At 32.7% G+C, this 16,507-nt stretch carries 14 protein-coding genes; 4 read left to right on the top strand and 10 right to left on the bottom strand.

Features of this window, described 5'->3' with window-relative positions:
- Nucleotides 1–24 precede the first annotated feature (24 nt).
- Both AAFU52_RS23000 and AAFU52_RS22995 read left to right on the top strand, forming a co-directional pair.
- Complete coding sequence (locus AAFU52_RS23000) at nt 25–702, top strand: response regulator transcription factor (RefSeq protein ID WP_106794859.1); 678 nt, start codon at nt 25–27, stop codon at nt 700–702.
- Nucleotides 699–1,961, top strand: a complete 1,263-nt coding sequence (locus tag AAFU52_RS22995) for a sensor histidine kinase (RefSeq protein WP_438423686.1) — start codon at nt 699–701, stop codon at nt 1,959–1,961. The genes AAFU52_RS23000 and AAFU52_RS22995 overlap by 4 nt, the downstream gene beginning before the upstream one ends.
- 2 nt (nt 1,962–1,963) lie before the next feature.
- Here AAFU52_RS22995 and AAFU52_RS22990 read toward each other — a convergent pair whose 3' ends face one another.
- From AAFU52_RS22990 to AAFU52_RS22970, 5 genes are all read right to left on the bottom strand, one after another.
- Nucleotides 1,964–2,623 carry an alpha/beta hydrolase gene (locus tag AAFU52_RS22990; protein ID WP_438423685.1) on the bottom strand — a complete coding sequence of 220 codons (660 nt, stop codon included), beginning with the start codon at nt 2,621–2,623 and terminating at the stop codon, nt 1,964–1,966.
- A 4-nt stretch (nt 2,624–2,627) separates the two neighbouring features.
- On the bottom strand, nt 2,628–3,437 hold the full coding sequence (locus AAFU52_RS22985) for a hypothetical protein (RefSeq protein WP_438423684.1): 810 nt from the start codon (nt 3,435–3,437) through the stop codon (nt 2,628–2,630).
- A gap of 21 nt (nt 3,438–3,458) precedes the next feature.
- Nucleotides 3,459–3,788 (bottom strand): membrane protein, encoded by a 330-nt coding sequence (locus tag AAFU52_RS22980; protein WP_024769477.1) that lies wholly within the window; start codon nt 3,786–3,788, stop codon nt 3,459–3,461.
- Between the two features lie 68 nt (nt 3,789–3,856).
- Entirely contained in the window at nt 3,857–5,110 is a 1,254-nt protein-coding gene (locus tag AAFU52_RS22975; RefSeq protein ID WP_438423683.1) for a dihydroorotase, read from the bottom strand.
- The gene (locus AAFU52_RS22970; protein WP_438423682.1) at nt 5,107–7,035 is read right to left on the bottom strand and encodes a vWA domain-containing protein; all 1,929 of its coding nucleotides are present in this window, start codon (nt 7,033–7,035) and stop codon (nt 5,107–5,109) included. Before AAFU52_RS22970 ends, AAFU52_RS22975 begins: the two co-directional genes overlap by 4 nt.
- Nucleotides 7,036–7,288: 253 nt before the next feature.
- Here AAFU52_RS22970 and AAFU52_RS22965 point away from each other — a divergent pair, with 253 nt between their 5' ends.
- Nucleotides 7,289–8,521, top strand: a complete 1,233-nt coding sequence (locus AAFU52_RS22965; RefSeq protein ID WP_438423681.1) for a DEAD/DEAH box helicase — start codon at nt 7,289–7,291, stop codon at nt 8,519–8,521.
- 82 nt (nt 8,522–8,603) lie between these two features.
- On the opposite strand, the gene AAFU52_RS22960 is transcribed toward AAFU52_RS22965, so the two are convergent.
- Nucleotides 8,604–9,146: a porin family protein gene (locus AAFU52_RS22960; RefSeq protein WP_438423680.1), complete on the bottom strand. Its 543-nt coding sequence runs from the start codon at nt 9,144–9,146 to the stop codon at nt 8,604–8,606.
- Nucleotides 9,147–9,318: 172 nt separating this feature from the next.
- Between AAFU52_RS22960 and AAFU52_RS22955 the strand changes: the two genes are divergently transcribed.
- Nucleotides 9,319–10,884, top strand: coding sequence for an NAD(P)/FAD-dependent oxidoreductase (locus tag AAFU52_RS22955; RefSeq protein WP_438423679.1), 1,566 nt, complete (start codon nt 9,319–9,321; stop codon nt 10,882–10,884).
- On the opposite strand, the gene AAFU52_RS22950 is transcribed toward AAFU52_RS22955, so the two are convergent.
- From AAFU52_RS22950 to AAFU52_RS22935, 4 genes are all read right to left on the bottom strand, one after another.
- Nucleotides 10,881–12,089, bottom strand: coding sequence for a sensor histidine kinase (locus AAFU52_RS22950; RefSeq protein WP_024769471.1), 1,209 nt, complete (start codon nt 12,087–12,089; stop codon nt 10,881–10,883). The two genes, AAFU52_RS22955 and AAFU52_RS22950, sit on opposite strands and share 4 nt — an antisense overlap.
- 186 nt (nt 12,090–12,275) lie before the next feature.
- Nucleotides 12,276–14,069 carry a cytochrome-c peroxidase gene (locus AAFU52_RS22945; protein WP_024769470.1) on the bottom strand — a complete coding sequence of 598 codons (1,794 nt, stop codon included), beginning with the start codon at nt 14,067–14,069 and terminating at the stop codon, nt 12,276–12,278.
- Between the two features lie 4 nt (nt 14,070–14,073).
- Nucleotides 14,074–15,543: a hypothetical protein gene (locus AAFU52_RS22940; RefSeq protein WP_024769469.1), complete on the bottom strand. Its 1,470-nt coding sequence runs from the start codon at nt 15,541–15,543 to the stop codon at nt 14,074–14,076.
- A gap of 144 nt (nt 15,544–15,687) precedes the next feature.
- Nucleotides 15,688–16,461, bottom strand: coding sequence for a TIGR02757 family protein (locus AAFU52_RS22935; RefSeq protein WP_024769468.1), 774 nt, complete (start codon nt 16,459–16,461; stop codon nt 15,688–15,690).
- Nucleotides 16,462–16,507 lie beyond the last annotated feature (46 nt).

Below are 16,507 nucleotides of genomic sequence, written 5' to 3'. Positions count from 1 at the left end.
AGTATTAAATTTAATCCGAAAGAAGTGAAAATTCTAATTATAGAAGATGAACATATGCTTGCCGAATCAATGGTACAGTACCTTGAGAGAGAAGGATACCAATGTGAATGGACAGATAACTTAGCGGCGGCAAAAGAAAAAAGCTGGGATTATGAGTATGATTGTCTGGTTGTTGATATTAACCTTCCTGATGGTAGTGGTCTTGATGTTATCAAACAGGTTAAAGAAATGAGATCAAAATCAGGAATTATCATTGTATCTGCCCGTAATGCTATTGATGATAGAATTTATGGCCTTGATATTGGAGCGGATGATTACCTTACTAAGCCATTTGATCTTGCAGAGTTAAATGCACGTATAAAGGCAATTATACGCAGAAGAAATTTTGATGCACAAAATACGATTACCTTTAATGAAATTGAAGTGTGCCCTTATGAAATGAGCGTTAAAGTAAATAATAAAACTCTCAAACTTACTAAAAAGGAATATGACCTAATGTTATATTTTATCTCGAATCCAAATCGTGTAATTCCCAAAGGATCTATTGCAGAACATCTCTGGGGAGATGAAATGGGGATCGCAGATTCATATGATTTTATATATTCTCATTTAAAAAACCTTAGAAAAAAAATTCTCGAACAAGGTGGTCAAGATTACATCCAAACGGTATATAGTGTAGGGTATAAATTTTCTGATCAATGAAACTACTAAGCTTATCCAATCGTTATTATTTTACAGGATTGTTTATCGTATCCCTTATAGGAGGTTTATCTTCTTATTTTGTTATTAGACATACTGTAAATAGTGAGTTTAACGATAAATTATTTGCAGCAAAAGAAGAATTAGTAGATGAGCTTTATAGACATGATGAGTTATTAAGTAGTTATAGTCTAAATATAGGTGATAATATTGTTATTCAAAAAGTAGATAGAGATCCAAAAATCCAAACATTTATAAAAGACACGATATTGTTTAATGAATATCAAAATGAGGAGATGAACTATAGGCAGATCACCTTTTCTGATAAAGTGAAAGATACTTTTTATGTCTTTTCGATAACTAAATCATTACTTTCTTCAGAAGATTTAATACGAGGTGTTACACAGGTTATTACTTTGATTACTGCCTTGTTTTTTATAACAATGCTTGTATTAAGTAATATCGTTTCACAACGAATTTGGGTACCTTTTTATAATACTCTAAGCCAGATAAAAGATTTTAATGTAAAGAAACCAAAACCATTGTCTTTTAGTGAAACCAAAATATTGGAGTTTCGGGAGTTAAATTCTACGTTAGAACTCATGACAAATCAAGTAGCAAAAGATTATAAGAATTTAAAAGAGTATACCGAGAATACTTCTCACGAAATACAGACACCATTGGCGATTATTAAAAACAAAATGGAGCTTTTAATGCAAGATAAAAATCTTTCTGAACAACAAATATCCATTTTAGGACAAGTATATGAATCTACAGGAAGACTATCAAAACTTAAAGATAATCTTTCGTTATTGTCAAAAATTGATAACAATCAATTTATAGATACTACAAAACTAATAGTAGCAGAATATCTTAAAAAGAAAATAGGTAAGGTAAAAGAATTACTTGATATTAAAAATATTGAAGTAACCTATGATTTTAAAGGAAATCCAGTGATAGAGATTAATGAAACAATGGCCTATGTATTGTTTAATAATTTGATTAGTAATGCCATAAAACATAATATAGAATCGGGAAAACTCGTATTGACACTTACCAATGAGTATTTTGAAATTAAAAACACGGGAGAACCATTAGAGATACCAGAAGAACAATTGTTTGGACGTTTTAAGAAATCTGGAAACAGACCTGATTCTAGCGGTCTTGGTTTGTCATTAGTATATCGAATTGTTGATTACTATGACTTCTCTATAAGTTATAAAAATACTGATATTTGGCATAAAATTACACTTAAATTCTAATGCTAAATACGAGTACTCAACCATTCTTTAAATTGATAAAAATTCTGTGGCGCTACACCATGACCTACCGGAAATTCATTTAATGGACTTGTTATATCAAGCTCTGAAAGTAAGATAGGAGCTTTACGTGCCCAATCCACAGGAATTACTTGATCAACACTACCATGAGAACAATATAGATTAAGCTTAGAAAAGTCATTTGTCTTGTAATTATCGGCTAAGATATCTTCATTTATATATCCACTTAGTGCAATTACATTTTTTACCTTTTGAGGGTAGGAGAGTGCAACTGCATAACTAAGGATAGTTCCCTGGCTAAACCCAAGAAGAGTAACATTATCTTTATCCAAATCATAAGCATTTATAGCTTCATCAATAAAACCAGCAATTTTATCTCTGGATTCGATAGCCTGTTTATCATCACTAAATTTTCCTTGATTGTCATCAAAATAGATTGCGTACCATGCATTACCGTATGGTTGCATAGGATAAGGTGCTCGTACCGAGATAATGAATAATTCCTCTTGTAATTCTGTAGCAAAAGAAAAAAGATCATTTTCATCACTACCATACCCATGAAACATGAATAGAACAGGAGTCTTTTCTTTTTTTATTGTTGGTTCTTTAATGATATGGTGTAGTGATAATGTTTTGGCTTGCATAGTTTTATTTTAATTGTATATGTATATGATCATCATGCCGTACAGCCTGGCATCCATGAAATCGTATTTTGGCACTTTGTACCTTTAATCTATTCTTAAGATGTGGCTCTATAAAGACTTTCTCTATCTGTTTTTGTTTTACGATTGCCAAAAGTAAATCTTTTGTAGCTTTTTTTGAAAGTTTTAGCCCTTTGTTTATAGTTCCAAAAGTTATATACTTTGTAAAATCATACTGCCAGTTTCCTTTTTGTTTACAAACTAAGGTTTGATTATATTCTTGTTTAGTAGGAGATTCAAATACCCCGTAGCCACTAATTGAAGGTTTTTTATTTGTAACCTTATAATTATGATCTTGATAAATAAATGAGATGTCGATTTTTTTTCCATCATTATGACTTAAATGTGGAAGTAATGGAAATCCGTTTATGAATGGAAAATTTGCATCTAGATATATTAACATAACCTCTGGATTGGACTGTTGAACCAAACTTGAGGTTTTTTCTAATACGGTATAGAGTTTTGGATGTACATAATTCCTATTCAAAAGTTTTGTGAAGAAACTGTGGGCTTTTATTTGTGTAGTATCTTTTATTTTTTCTCTACCAAATAATGGAGCGATATATGGAACAATAAAAAATGTTATAAATATATAAGTGATAAGAAATACACCTAATTTTCTAAATCTATACTTTGGTACATTTCTTTTAACGAGTAATTCTGTAAGGATATATATAACTCCACCAATTTGGGTTAGAGCAGTTAAAAAAAGAAATAATAAGAATTTGAGGACTAGTTTCGCTATTTTTTTGAACATAAAAAGGTTCATTATAACCTTCTATTTAATAAAACTAAACCATTCCTGAAAGTAAGGCCCCAAAATGGGAACTGTTTTTTGTTCTTCTCGTATTGCCAAGATAAGTCCAAAAACAATCAATACAATGCAGAATATGTAAAAAGCGAGATGAATCATTAGTGAGTCAAAAACATTAGCTAAAGCTATTAAAAGGTAGAAACTGATCCACGAACCTAATGCCTGCCTGATATGAAAACTTGCAAACTGGTTTTTACTTTCCTGATTCATAAAAAAAGCTATAATTGTACCAATAACAGTTATATATGAAACAATAGCCGCTGTTTTTCCTTGTTTTGCGTAGTCAGATTGCATGATTGTCGTATTATATTATTTAGTTTTACTATACTAGATCTTAATGAAGAATTAGCTTTGTAATAGACTTATTTCAATATCATTTTTCCCTTAGCAATAATGCCATAAGGAGTTCCTTTTATGGGTTTTCCTATAAAAGCACTATTTCTTGAAGAAGATATAATATGTTCTTCTGTAAAAGTGGTATTATTCATAGGACTAAATAGTGATAAATCTGCTTTATTACCTTTTTCAATGCTCTCACTTTCTATTTTGAAAATAGATTTACCTCTGGTAAGTAGTGCTATTGTTTGTTCAATATCTAATACGTTATTAAGAGTTCCAAAAGCACTTTCTAGCCCTGTTGTACCATATTTTGCATGATCAAATTCTACCTTTTTATGTTCTACATCTATTGGCTGGTGATCACTGGTAACCATATCAATTGTACCATCCTTTATACCTTTTACTAAGGCATTTACATCTTTTTGTGTTCTTAATGGAGGGAGTACCTTATAATTAGTGTCGAATGTAACCAGTTCTTTATCGGTTAGAGTTAAATGATGAACGGTTGTACTACAGCTTACTTGTAATCCTTTTGCCTTAGCGTCTCGAATTAGTGCTACTGATTTTGCTGTCGAAATTGTAGGGATGTGTAAGGTGCCTCCGGTATATTCTAGTAGAAATAAATCCCGTGCAATCTGTAACTCTTCTGCTAAAGCAGGAATTCCTTTCAACCCTAATAAAGTACTTTGTTCTTCTTCATTAACCATTCCTTTTCCGGCAATATTATTTTCCTGAGGAAAAGATAGAACCAATCCGCCAAAATTTTGCGCATAGAGAAGAGCAATCTTTAATAAATTAGGGTTTTGAACGGCTTTTTTATAATCACCAAAGGCGATAGCACCTGCCTGTTGCATATCATATAACTCTGCCATATCTATTCCCTTAGATTGTATTGTCAAAGCTCCGATAGGATATAGGGATACTGCACTATTTTGGGATTTTCCTTTCAGAAAGCCTACAGAAGTACTATTGTCGGTTATAGGAAATGTGTTTGGATGTAGTGCTATAGCTGTGAAACCACTTTTTGCAGCTACTTGTAAACCGTGATCGATAGTTTCACGTTCTTCGTATCCTGGTTCACCAAAACTTACACTACTATCAAACCATCCTTGCGAGACGTGTAAGTTGTCTAATGTAACTTCTTCAACATGATCCGAGGCCTTGATTGTGGTATTAATATCTGTAATTATCCCGTTTTCGATCAAGATATCAACTGTTTGACGATGAAAGGGAGACTTTGGATCAATTACAGTAGCAGCCTTTAATAAGAAGTTCATTTTAGATATTTTAATAGTAGTATTTCAATTAGCAGGAATATCAATGCAAAAATAACAAACCATTTCCAAAGTTCATTAACACTAGTCTCTTCTTTTATTTGGTCAAAAAGCTCTGTTATTGATTGGCTTACTTGATAATCTCCGGTAGTATTTAGATTATAGTATTGTAAATCACTCTCTGCACTATTATAATTATAACTTACATGTTGTTGAACACTGTTATTTTTATCTTGCACTCTATAAATTCCTGCTCTCGTAGGAACCTCATCTGTAGTGATACTCACTTTTGTAGAAAAACTTTGCTGCAAGGGTATAATACTTTCCTGATCAGAAACCAGAGACAATATCCCATCTTGCCCGAGAGATATGGGAACATCATAAGAATTGATCTGACCAATAGTATATGATATATCGGTAAGTTGCAGGCTGCGTTTACCAATGTTATATAGTGTAGGAACAATTAGCGGAGAATTCTTAAAATTAGAGTTTTCCTGATTTATAGCCGATGTAAATACGTATATATTATTTGTCTTATACAAGAAAGGACTATTATCTTCAAAAGATAATACAATATTAGATGCAGTTGCTTGATAATAGCTATTCACCTTTGGATATTGAAAATTGGTAATCTTTTTATCAAATACCCCCCGATACAATGGGTGTGAGAAGTTAATCGAAGTAATTTTCTTTTCCTGTGTTTTTTCTGCCAATAATCCTTGTGTCGAATATCCGCTTATAAATTGTTGATAAGAAACCAAATCCCCCTGTATAGCAGGAATAAGACAAATAGTGCCTCCTTGATCAACAAAAGGTTTTAATGCGTTAATAAGTGATACCGGAATTTGCTTAACCTCATTAATTATCACAAGGTTTGCATTATTAATATCATTATAATTAAGTCTTTCGACAGAGCTGCTTAGCACTACAAATTCATCTGGAGTAAAAATATTTTTTATAAAACTATCATCAGCTTCATTAATTGCAACAACTTTTATCTTTTCTGGAGTGTTTATAGTAAAAAACCTTGAGTTATCAAAGGTTATTGCAGGATCTTCTATAATAACGCGACCATTGATTTTTATGTTTTCATCTAAACGAAATTCAGTTTGAGCTGTACCATTTTCGGGAATTGAAACTGCCGTTTTAGCAATTAATTTATCATCATTATATAACGCAATAGATGTGTTTTCTGCATTAGCATCGGTATTGCTTAATACTACATTAAGTGTGAGGTCATTATTTGTATTGTGTTCTAAATATAAACTGTCGATAGCAATATTTTGCCTAGTGACAGGTTGTAATTGAACAAGGTGCGTTTTTGTATCTGTATCTTTTTGTAAAGCAAAAGCGTTTTCTTTTTGTTGAAAATCCGAAACCATTATTACACGCTTAATAGTTTCTGGAGATGTCCCGAGTAATTGTTTCGCTTTAAGATAAGCTGCAGGGTATGAAAGTTGATTTGATGAGTATTCGATCTGTAATAAGTCGTTTTGAATATCTTGTTTAGAAACATCAATAAAAGTCTCTGTATTGGTAAAAAGAGATATTGTCTCTTCCTCAGGAAGGTCGCTAAGGATTTCTTGTACAGCACGTTTTAGGAGAGGCCCTTTAGATCCTTTGGCCTGCATACTAAATGAATTATCAAGGTATAATGCCGTTTTACTTTTTTTGCCAACAATTTCTTCTAATGCCAGAAATGGTTGAGCAAAAGCAAAAATAATAGCAGCCATAGCTAATAAACGGGCAATTAGTGTTAACCATTTTTTGATTTGAGAACTCTTACGAGTTTGTATGGTAACTGCTTTTAAAAACTGAACATTTGTAAAATTAACCTTTTTAAAACGCCGTAACTGAAATAAATGAACTAGAATAGGAATTATAAGTGCAAAAAGAGCGTAAAGAAATTCTGGGTGTTTAAACTGCATTCCTCTTGTTAATTCTTGAATTGTGTAAATATACTATAAGATTTGAGAATAAGGATTTTGAAAACGTATTTTTTATATGCTATGATGTATCAGGTACAATAGATTATTTAAAGTAGTAGTATTAGGTAGGTTATTAAACAAAAACATCATTCTAGATTGTTTTACTAAAGAAAATCATAAAAAATAGGGCTATCTTTGCAAAAATATTCAGAAATGGCATTTCGCATAAATTGTTATTTCTTAAACGATTTATATGTCATTTAACACATTAGGATTATCCGATGCACTTTTACGAGCCATCGACAAAAAAGGATATACAGTTCCTTCGCCGATTCAAGAAAAAGCTATTCCGCCGATTTTAGAAAGAAAAGATGTTTTAGCATCTGCGCAGACAGGTACTGGAAAAACAGCAGGATTTACATTACCACTATTACAGATTTTGTCTCAAGGACAGAAATTAAGAAAAAGACCTGTACGTGCTTTGGTACTAACACCTACAAGAGAATTAGCGGCTCAGGTATTAGATAATGTAAGGGCATATAGCGAATTCCTGGATTTGCGATCAATGGTAATATTTGGAGGAGTGAATGCAAATCCACAAATACGAGCATTAAGAAATGGTGTTGATGTATTGGTTGCTACTCCTGGACGGTTATTGGATTTACATAATCAAAGAGCACTCTCTTTGGCCAATGTTGAAATTTTGGTTTTAGATGAAGCAGATCGTATGCTTGATATGGGATTTCAAAGAGATATTAATAAGATTCTAAACTTATTACCAGCAAAGAGGCAAAACTTATTATTTTCTGCTACATTTTCTAAAGAAATTAAACAATTAGCTAATGGAATTTTACATCATCCAGTCTGGGTTGAAGCTGCACCAGAAAATACTACAGCAGAGAAGATTGAACAAAAGTTATATAGGGTTGATCAAAAAAGAAAATCTGAACTAATTATTAAATTTATATCAGAAGGAGGGTGGAAACAAGTATTAGTTTTTACCAGAACAAAGCATGGAGCTAATCGACTAACAAAAAAAATGGTAGCAGAGGGTATTACTGCCGCCGCAATCCATGGAAATAAAAGCCAGGGAGCTAGAACAAAAGCCCTCGGAGGTTTTAAAAAAGGAACGATTCGGGTGTTGGTAGCAACAGATATAGCGGCTCGTGGACTAGATATTCCATTACTACCACATGTTGTAAATTTTGAATTACCCAATATTTCTGAAGATTATGTACATCGTATTGGTCGTACTGGTAGAGCAGGAGCTAGTGGAGAAGCGATCTCTTTGGTTAGTCAGGAAGAAATAAGCTATGTAAAAGGAATAGAAAAATTATTAGGAGAAAAATTGCAAAGTGAAATTGTAGAAGGTTTTGAACCCACAGTAGGTTTTGAAAAATCAGCATCGACACCAAGAAACAAATCTCGTAAAAAAACTAAGCCAAAAAGTAATAATAGAAACTATAACAGGAGATCTAGAAGGTGAAAAATTGGCTTTTCATAAAATAGTAGGCAACAAAAAAGCGGAAGTAAGACTTCCGCTTTTTATATATAAATCTTTTTTTGTATTAAAAGATATAGTATCCAACAGAAACTTGAAATACAGAGTTTTTAGCTTCAGTGTTATCTACAATATCAGTAAAACCAATATTATATCGTAATTGACCGAAAAAAGAACCAAATTCTACTCCAGCACCTATAGCAGCACTTAGATCAAAACTTTCTGGATCGGTACCACCATTAAAATTATCATTAACTATAAAACCAAATTGAGGTCCTGCTTCTGCACTAAAAAATTTAGCGAATTTAAATTTTACCAAAACTGGAAGATTTAAATAATCAACATCAATATCTTGATCTATACCAAAGGCTTTAAATTTTGCTCCTTGTGCAGAATATATAAGTTCTGGCTGTACAGCAAACATATCTGATAGCCCTATTTGAACTACAGCACCAATATGATATCCTGTTCGTCCATCTAAATTGGCGTAACCGTTTCCATTTAATGTAGCGAAGTTTACCCCTCCTTTAAAACCAAGTTTGATGTCTTGTGCATTCGAAGAAATAGAAAAACCGATTACCGCAATTGCTAATAAAAAAAGCTTTTTCATAATTGTAAATTTAAGGTTTGTTTGAGGTCAAAGATAGGAACTAATATCTTAAGAAAAGGTTAAATCTAGAAAGCTTCGACTTGTTTACTAGTACCATTTTGATGTTTTGTAAGAGTTATTTTGAAGCAAAGAATGTTGTATCTTCGCCCTAAATTCAAAACCTAAGCTAAGATTGCAATACGAATTCACAATACAAGTTTCGCCAGAAATTGCGGCACATCCCGATCAATTAAAAAGTAAGGTAGCACATAAAAATGGTATCCCTTTGGATGAAATTAGACATGTTCAAGTTTTAAAACGTTCTATTGATGCGCGACAACGGGCAATTAAGGTTAATTTGAAGCTAAAAGTATATGTACAGGAGGACTTTATAGATCAACCAATTTTAGTACCCGAATATCCGGATGTTTCTAATGCACCAGAAGTTATCATCATTGGAGCTGGGCCGGCTGGTTTGTTTGCAGCACTACGTTGTATTGAATTAGGTTGTAAACCCATTGTTTTAGAACGAGGAAAAGATGTACAGGCACGTCGCAGAGATCTTAAAGCTATTAATAGAGATCATATTGTTAATGAAGATTCAAATTATTGTTTTGGAGAAGGTGGAGCAGGTACATACAGTGATGGTAAGTTATATACCCGATCTAAGAAAAGAGGAGATGTACATCGTATTTTAGAGCTTCTGGTTGGATTTGGAGCTACCGATCAGATTTTGGTCGAGGCACACCCGCATATTGGGACAAATAAATTACCCGGTATTATAACCGCAATACGAGAGAAAATTGTTGAAAGAGGAGGGGAGATACATTTTGATACCCGTGTAATTGATTTTAAAATTAAAAACTCTGAAATTAATGGTGTAACTCTACTTGATGGCAGTACTATTGATACTAACAAGGTTATCTTGGCTACAGGACATTCTGCAAGAGATATATTTAAACTGTTGCATGATAAAAAAATAGAGATCGAAGTAAAACCTTTTGCTTTGGGAGTACGAGTAGAACATCCACAAAAACTTATAGATCAGATCCAGTATTCATGTGAGGTTCGTGGCCCTTATTTACCTCCTTCACCATATAGTATTGTAAAACAGGTAAAAGGCAGAGGAATGTATTCTTTCTGTATGTGCCCGGGAGGGGTGATTGCTCCATGTGCTACCAGCCCTGGAGAAGTGGTTACAAACGGGTGGTCTCCTTCTAAAAGAGATCAACCTACCGCCAATAGTGGTATTGTTATAGAATTAAGGTTAGAAGATTTTAAGGAGTTTTCTAAGTATGGCCCTTTATCTGGAATGTATTTTCAGAAAAGTATAGAGCAGCACGCATGGCAGGTAGGTGGGGAGACTCAGAGAGTTCCTGCACAAAGATTAATAGATATGGTTGAAGGAAAAATATCAACAAACCTTCCTGAAACCTCTTATAAGCCTGGTTTAACATCTACTGATATGGGGCTAGTATTCCCCGAATTTATTCATCAAACGCTACAAGATGGTTTTAAGGCATTTGGTAAAAGCATGAAAGGGTATCTTACTAACGAAGCTATAGTACATGCTCCCGAGTCCAGAACATCATCGCCAGTTCGTATTCCCAGGGATTGGAAAACATTAGAACATACACATATTAAAGGATTATACCCTTGTGGTGAAGGTGCGGGATATGCCGGTGGTATAATTTCTGCGGCTATTGATGGTGAAAAATGTGCTCAGGCTTGTGTAGCAACAACAACTAAAACAGTTTAATTAGATTTCTTTATAGAGAACTCAAAAGTGGTTTGAATCTTTTCTTTAGAAGATACTTTAATATAACCTCCTAGGTTTTTAACTAATTTTTCTACTGTAGAAAGCCCAATACCATTACCTTTATTACCACTTCTATCTGCAATATTTGCTGTAGTGAAAAGTTCAAAAATAGTATCCAATTTATCATTTGGAATTCCCATTCCATTATCCGTTATTCTGAAATAATAGAAATTTTCATCTTCGTTAGTTTCTATAGATATAATGATTTGCTCTTTGTCATTATATTTAATACTGTTTCCGATAAGATTAAAGAAAATTTGTTTTAATGCAAGCTTATTACACTGTATAATAGGATCTTCTTCAGGAAAATAAATAGTGAAATCCGGTTTCATAGTAAGTAAATCAACGATTTTATTCAACAGATGATTTAAATAAAATTCTTCGGGTTTATTATGCATTAAACTTTCACTCTCATAATGATCTAGTACATCACTAATATAGCTACTCATAGAGAAAGAAGAAGTTTTGATATAATCAAAATATTCTAAACTTTCATTATCGAGTTTATCTCCCAGTTTAAGCTTCAATAAATCTGTCGATGTAATAACATTGGCTAAAGGCATCTTAAGATCATGAGAAATCACTCTTGCAAACTCCCTTAAGGATTCGTTATGTTTTTTTAACTTATTTTGAATTATTTGAAGATCATTATTCTTTTTGTTCAGCTCAAAGAGAATAATCACTTGTTTTGCCAAAGCATTAAGAGATTCTAATTGCTTATTAGAAAGTTCTCTTGGAACACTATCCATCACACATAATGACCCTAAAGCAAAACCATCCTTATCTACTAATGGAATTCCTGCATAAAAAATAATAGGCTTTTCTTCAAGAATAATTGAGCTGTCATTAAAACGTTTATCTTCTCTGGTGTCTTTAATTATTAATGGAGCATGAGGTTGTAAAACAACGTGAGAGCAAAGAGAATTATTACGAGGAGTCTCGCAAGTTTCTAATCCGTGTTTAGATTTAAACCATTGTCTGTCATTATCTACCAACGAAATTAGTGCCATATCTGTTTCACAGATAAACGCAGCAAGAGCTGTAATCTCATCAAACTCCTTCTGTGATTCGGTATCCAGAATGTCTAATGATTTTAAAGCTTCTAACCTAAAGTTTTCGTTTATGGGTATTGCGTTTGATATCATCCTCTTACAAAGAATTGATTTATATAAGAATCAATTCCTAATAAAATTAACAAAAATAACCCAGATATTACAAATTAATTAGCATTACATAATAATTTTACGTGATAACCGTAATGTAATTAGAAGAGATATGCTATTATCTATATTCTATTAGTAAAGGGGTAAGAAGAGTGATCAAATTCTCTTTTAATATGCTTCAATGTCATCTTCTAGTGAATGTATAAATGAAATAATATCCTTTATTTCCTGATTAGTGAGGTCTAATGCATCAGAAGGTAGTGTTTGATATTCATTATGAATACCAATACCAATACCGCCGCCACGATTATAAAAATCCATAACATCTTCTAGAGTATTATACACTCCATTATGCATATAAGGGGCAGTTTTTCCTGCGTTTCTAACTGTAGGGGTTTTAAAAAAATGCTTCCTTTCAGGAGTTTTATATACATGATACCTTCCCAAATCAGAACTAATAATGGCATTGATAGTATCATTTTGCTCTGGAACTCCAATGAATTCAATTTCTGACTCTCTATAGTTGGGCGGTACAGTACCATTAAAAACAGGAGCAAAATGACATGTGGCACATTTGGCTTTACCATTAAAAAGATTAAAACCATTAATTTCATTTTGCGTAAGCGTATTTTCTATAGTGTTTATGTTACGATCAAATTTAGAGTCAAACGGTGCTAAACTTCTTATATAACTGGCTATAGCATTCCTGATTTCTGCATTACCAACTTTTTGGTTTTTAAAAACTTCTGCAAAACTTTTTGTGTATATACTATCTTGTGTTACAACTTGCCTCAACGTTTCTAAATCTGTATGAAACTCATTTTTGTTTTCTATTACAGCAATAATTTGCCCCTCTAAACTACCTGCTCTTTTATCATAGAAAAATGCCTTTTGTAAACCCGAATAAAGTAGAGTAGGAGTATTGCGTGTAACTTTTGCTCCAATTTTTAATCCATCTGTAAACGCTTTATCTGCATGATGACAAGTTGCACAACTAGTTTTTTTATCCGATGACAAATTAGTGTCGTAAAATAGTTTTTTACCTAATGTTATTTTTTGCGGAGTCATTTCTCCAGAATTTCTGTCCGAAAAATAGGTGTGATTATAAGTGTCTTTAGAAAAAAGAGAAATAGCTTTATTTTTTATTGCTAACTCAAAAGGAAAACTCACATGCCAATCATTCACAATCTGATTCCATAAGTCTAATTGTTTATGAGTATGATTTTTAATGAAATCATATCGATTAAATGTATTAAAATCAGCGTTTAAATCTTTAATTGAAGCTTCTATTTCATAATTCCATTTTTTTAAAAGTGCTGGATTATTAAATTCATTTTGAAAGATCGATAAATATGTTTTCAAACTCTGATATACTATTTTGGACTCTTCTAAAGAGTTTTCTAAGACTGGAGAATCAAAACCTGTTATTCCTGTAAGTGCTATTTGAACTATTGATTTTCTAAACAGCCACAAAAAATGATATGTCTTTAAGTGATTAAAACTAGTGTTCTTTCTGATTAATTTTAATCTATTTGAAACTAGATTCAAGTGTTTGTTTACACGTACAGAATTCATGTTTTCTGTAAAGATTTCTTCTTCAAGCACTTGATATCCACTTGGCTTTTTAGTTTTTATATCAGTAAAGTCCTCTTCTTCGACTTTCAAAATATTTGGTTGATTTAAGAAGCCATAGTTTTCAATGTCCAGGGAAGCCAAAATGGGTTCGATTTTTTTGAAATACTTTCTGGATTGAAGAAAATATTTTTTGACATTGCTAGTATCAGTTTTAGCACTATCCAAATGATTAATAGCCATAGTGATATCGGATATGAATTGTTCTTTCATTTGGATATTGAATGACGTTTTTTCTTCTTTCTCTTTTGAACAAGAAGAAAAAATACCGAATATGATAAAGAGGCTTATCACAAAATAAGCCCCTTTACTGTATTTAAATAAAATCATATGTTTATCTTTCTAAACCTTTAATTATATAAAGCATACTTCCTTCTTTACGACTATTTGCTATATCAGGATTTGCTGTAGGATCGGTAAAAGGTGTTCCGTCTGCTCTTTCCCAACCATGATTTTGGGTAATCATAAGAAAAGTCTCATCTATACCAATAACGTCTGATATATCAATCATACCTGTTATTTCCCATATTCTGTCTAGACTACCATATCCGGCTGCTGCTGCTTTAGGTTGATCACATTCTAACACTACTTTTAACTCTCCGGTGTTTAAATTGTATTGATATAATCTTGAATAATGATTTGCTGCAGGTTTAAAATCTTGAATCCCATTTGGGTCTTCTTGTATGTAAGCATAATTTTTGGTTACCAAAATATTATCAGGGCTATGAAAAGCTTCCGCGGTACCGCCTACTTTATCACCATCCAATACACACGTTATTTTACCGGGACCATATGGAGTTTTATGATTTAGTTCTACTTTATAAATTCTTCCAGAACGTGTTCCTTTTCCCACTAATCCAGGTTTATCTCTTCCCGTTACTGCAAAATAGACTTCTTGATTATTACTTCTACTATGTCCTCTTCTCCAATCTATATCTTCCAATCTAGAAAATCCCATTACGCCTTTTTCTTTGGCTTCGGCATCCAATAAATCGATATTTTTTTCGGTTAATTCTACAAATTCCATTTCATAAGAAACCCCTTCTTCCATATCTACTTCGTAGGTTACTGTAGGTGAGGTTACCTTTAACCCATATAATTTACCACCCTCAAGATCTCCTTGTCTGCCTACATACATTCCTAATTGTCCAGAAGGAACTTCGTTATTACTATTATCATCACCAATAAAAACTACAGTTTTACCAGGATACGCACGTCTGCTTAGTGCTACTGCATTTTCGGTAGACCATTGTCCTAATGCAGTCAACATTCTTGGGGCAGAAGCTTCTGATACGTTTTTATAAGGATTAGTTGCGAAAACACCTTTAGAATTTCCTCCCCATTCACCACCAGAAAGGTATAAAGGACCGAAACCATGTACAGATGGAGTGATTAATGAACCAGAACACTGGGCTGTGTTTGCAGTGGCCAATGCATTAAGAATATGTTCTCCTTTAATGGGTTTAAAAGTTTCATCTAATGTGATTCTGGCAACAGAATAATCAGCTTCGATATTATTAATTAAAGTAAATGTTCCGTTTTTATTACGAAGTAATCCTGCTCCATCTGCCATAGAACCATATGTAAAATCAGGAATATAGGTATCTTCAGATGAAAGTAGGTTGTATATTTCTACATCAGAAAATTCAGAAGTCTTTTCTAATAAAACAGGAGAGATAGAATGATTTTTTAGTTCAATTTTTCCTGTTGGAGGTTTAACAGGACCTCCTGTGTAGTCGTCTAGATTGCAAGAAGCCAATAATAATGCAGCACCTAGAGAGGCAATAATAAGATGATTTTTCATGATTGTGTGGATTTTTTTGTTTCCACAAATTTAGACTAAGGTATACCTCAACAACTTTATGAAGATGTTTTATGTTTATTAAAGAAATATCATCTAAATGTTTAGAATGTAAAATTAAGATTACTCTTTAGAATTGTTCTAAGTTTAAAATTTTTCAAAAACTCCAAGTCCAAATAATGCGTAATCGTACTTGACTGGGTCTGAGGAGTCTAATTTTCTCAATTTTGTATCAAGTTCTAACAATGCTTTTCCATCATTTTGTTTGCGTGTAAGCAATCCTAATTTTCGAGCAACATTTCCCGAATGCACATCTAATGGGCATGATAATTGAGCAGGAGACAGGTTACGCCAAATACCTAAATCGACCCCGGCAGAAGCATCTCTTACCATCCACCGTAGAAACATATTAATTCGCTTAGCAGCAGAATTTTTATAAGGATCACTAACATGTTTTTCTGTTCTGAGTGGATGTGGCAACGAAAAGAATTCCTTTTTAAAATTATGAATCGCAGCCTGAAAGTTGTCATCTCCCTTATGTAATTTAAAAAAAGCTTCCATATCAACATATTTGGTATATATATACCGTAATGCAGTGATAAAATAGGAGAGATCGGTACTATTAAAGGTTCTATGAACAAAACCATTAAAATCTTGAAGATTCATTTCGGTATGATTCATTATAAAATCATACGGGCTATTACCCAAAAGAGACATTAATTTGTGAGAATTGGTTAAGATGCTTTTACGGTTTCCCCAGGAAATGGTAGCAGTAAGGAATCCCGAAATTTCAATATCTTCTTTTTGAGTATACAGATGGGGAATTTGTACTGGATCTGTTTCAATAAATTTTGGTTGTTCGTAGTAAAAAGCCTTTTCATCCAGGAAATCTTTGAGCTCGATATTGTTGAATTTTTTCAAAAGGATATATTATGATTTTTAGTATTCTATCATCAACAAAGATGAT

The organism is Aquimarina macrocephali (assembly GCF_051627225.1).
In the GTDB taxonomy this organism is placed as follows: domain Bacteria; phylum Bacteroidota; class Bacteroidia; order Flavobacteriales; family Flavobacteriaceae; genus Aquimarina; species Aquimarina macrocephali.
This window is presented reverse-complemented; position numbering and strand designations above follow the sequence as displayed.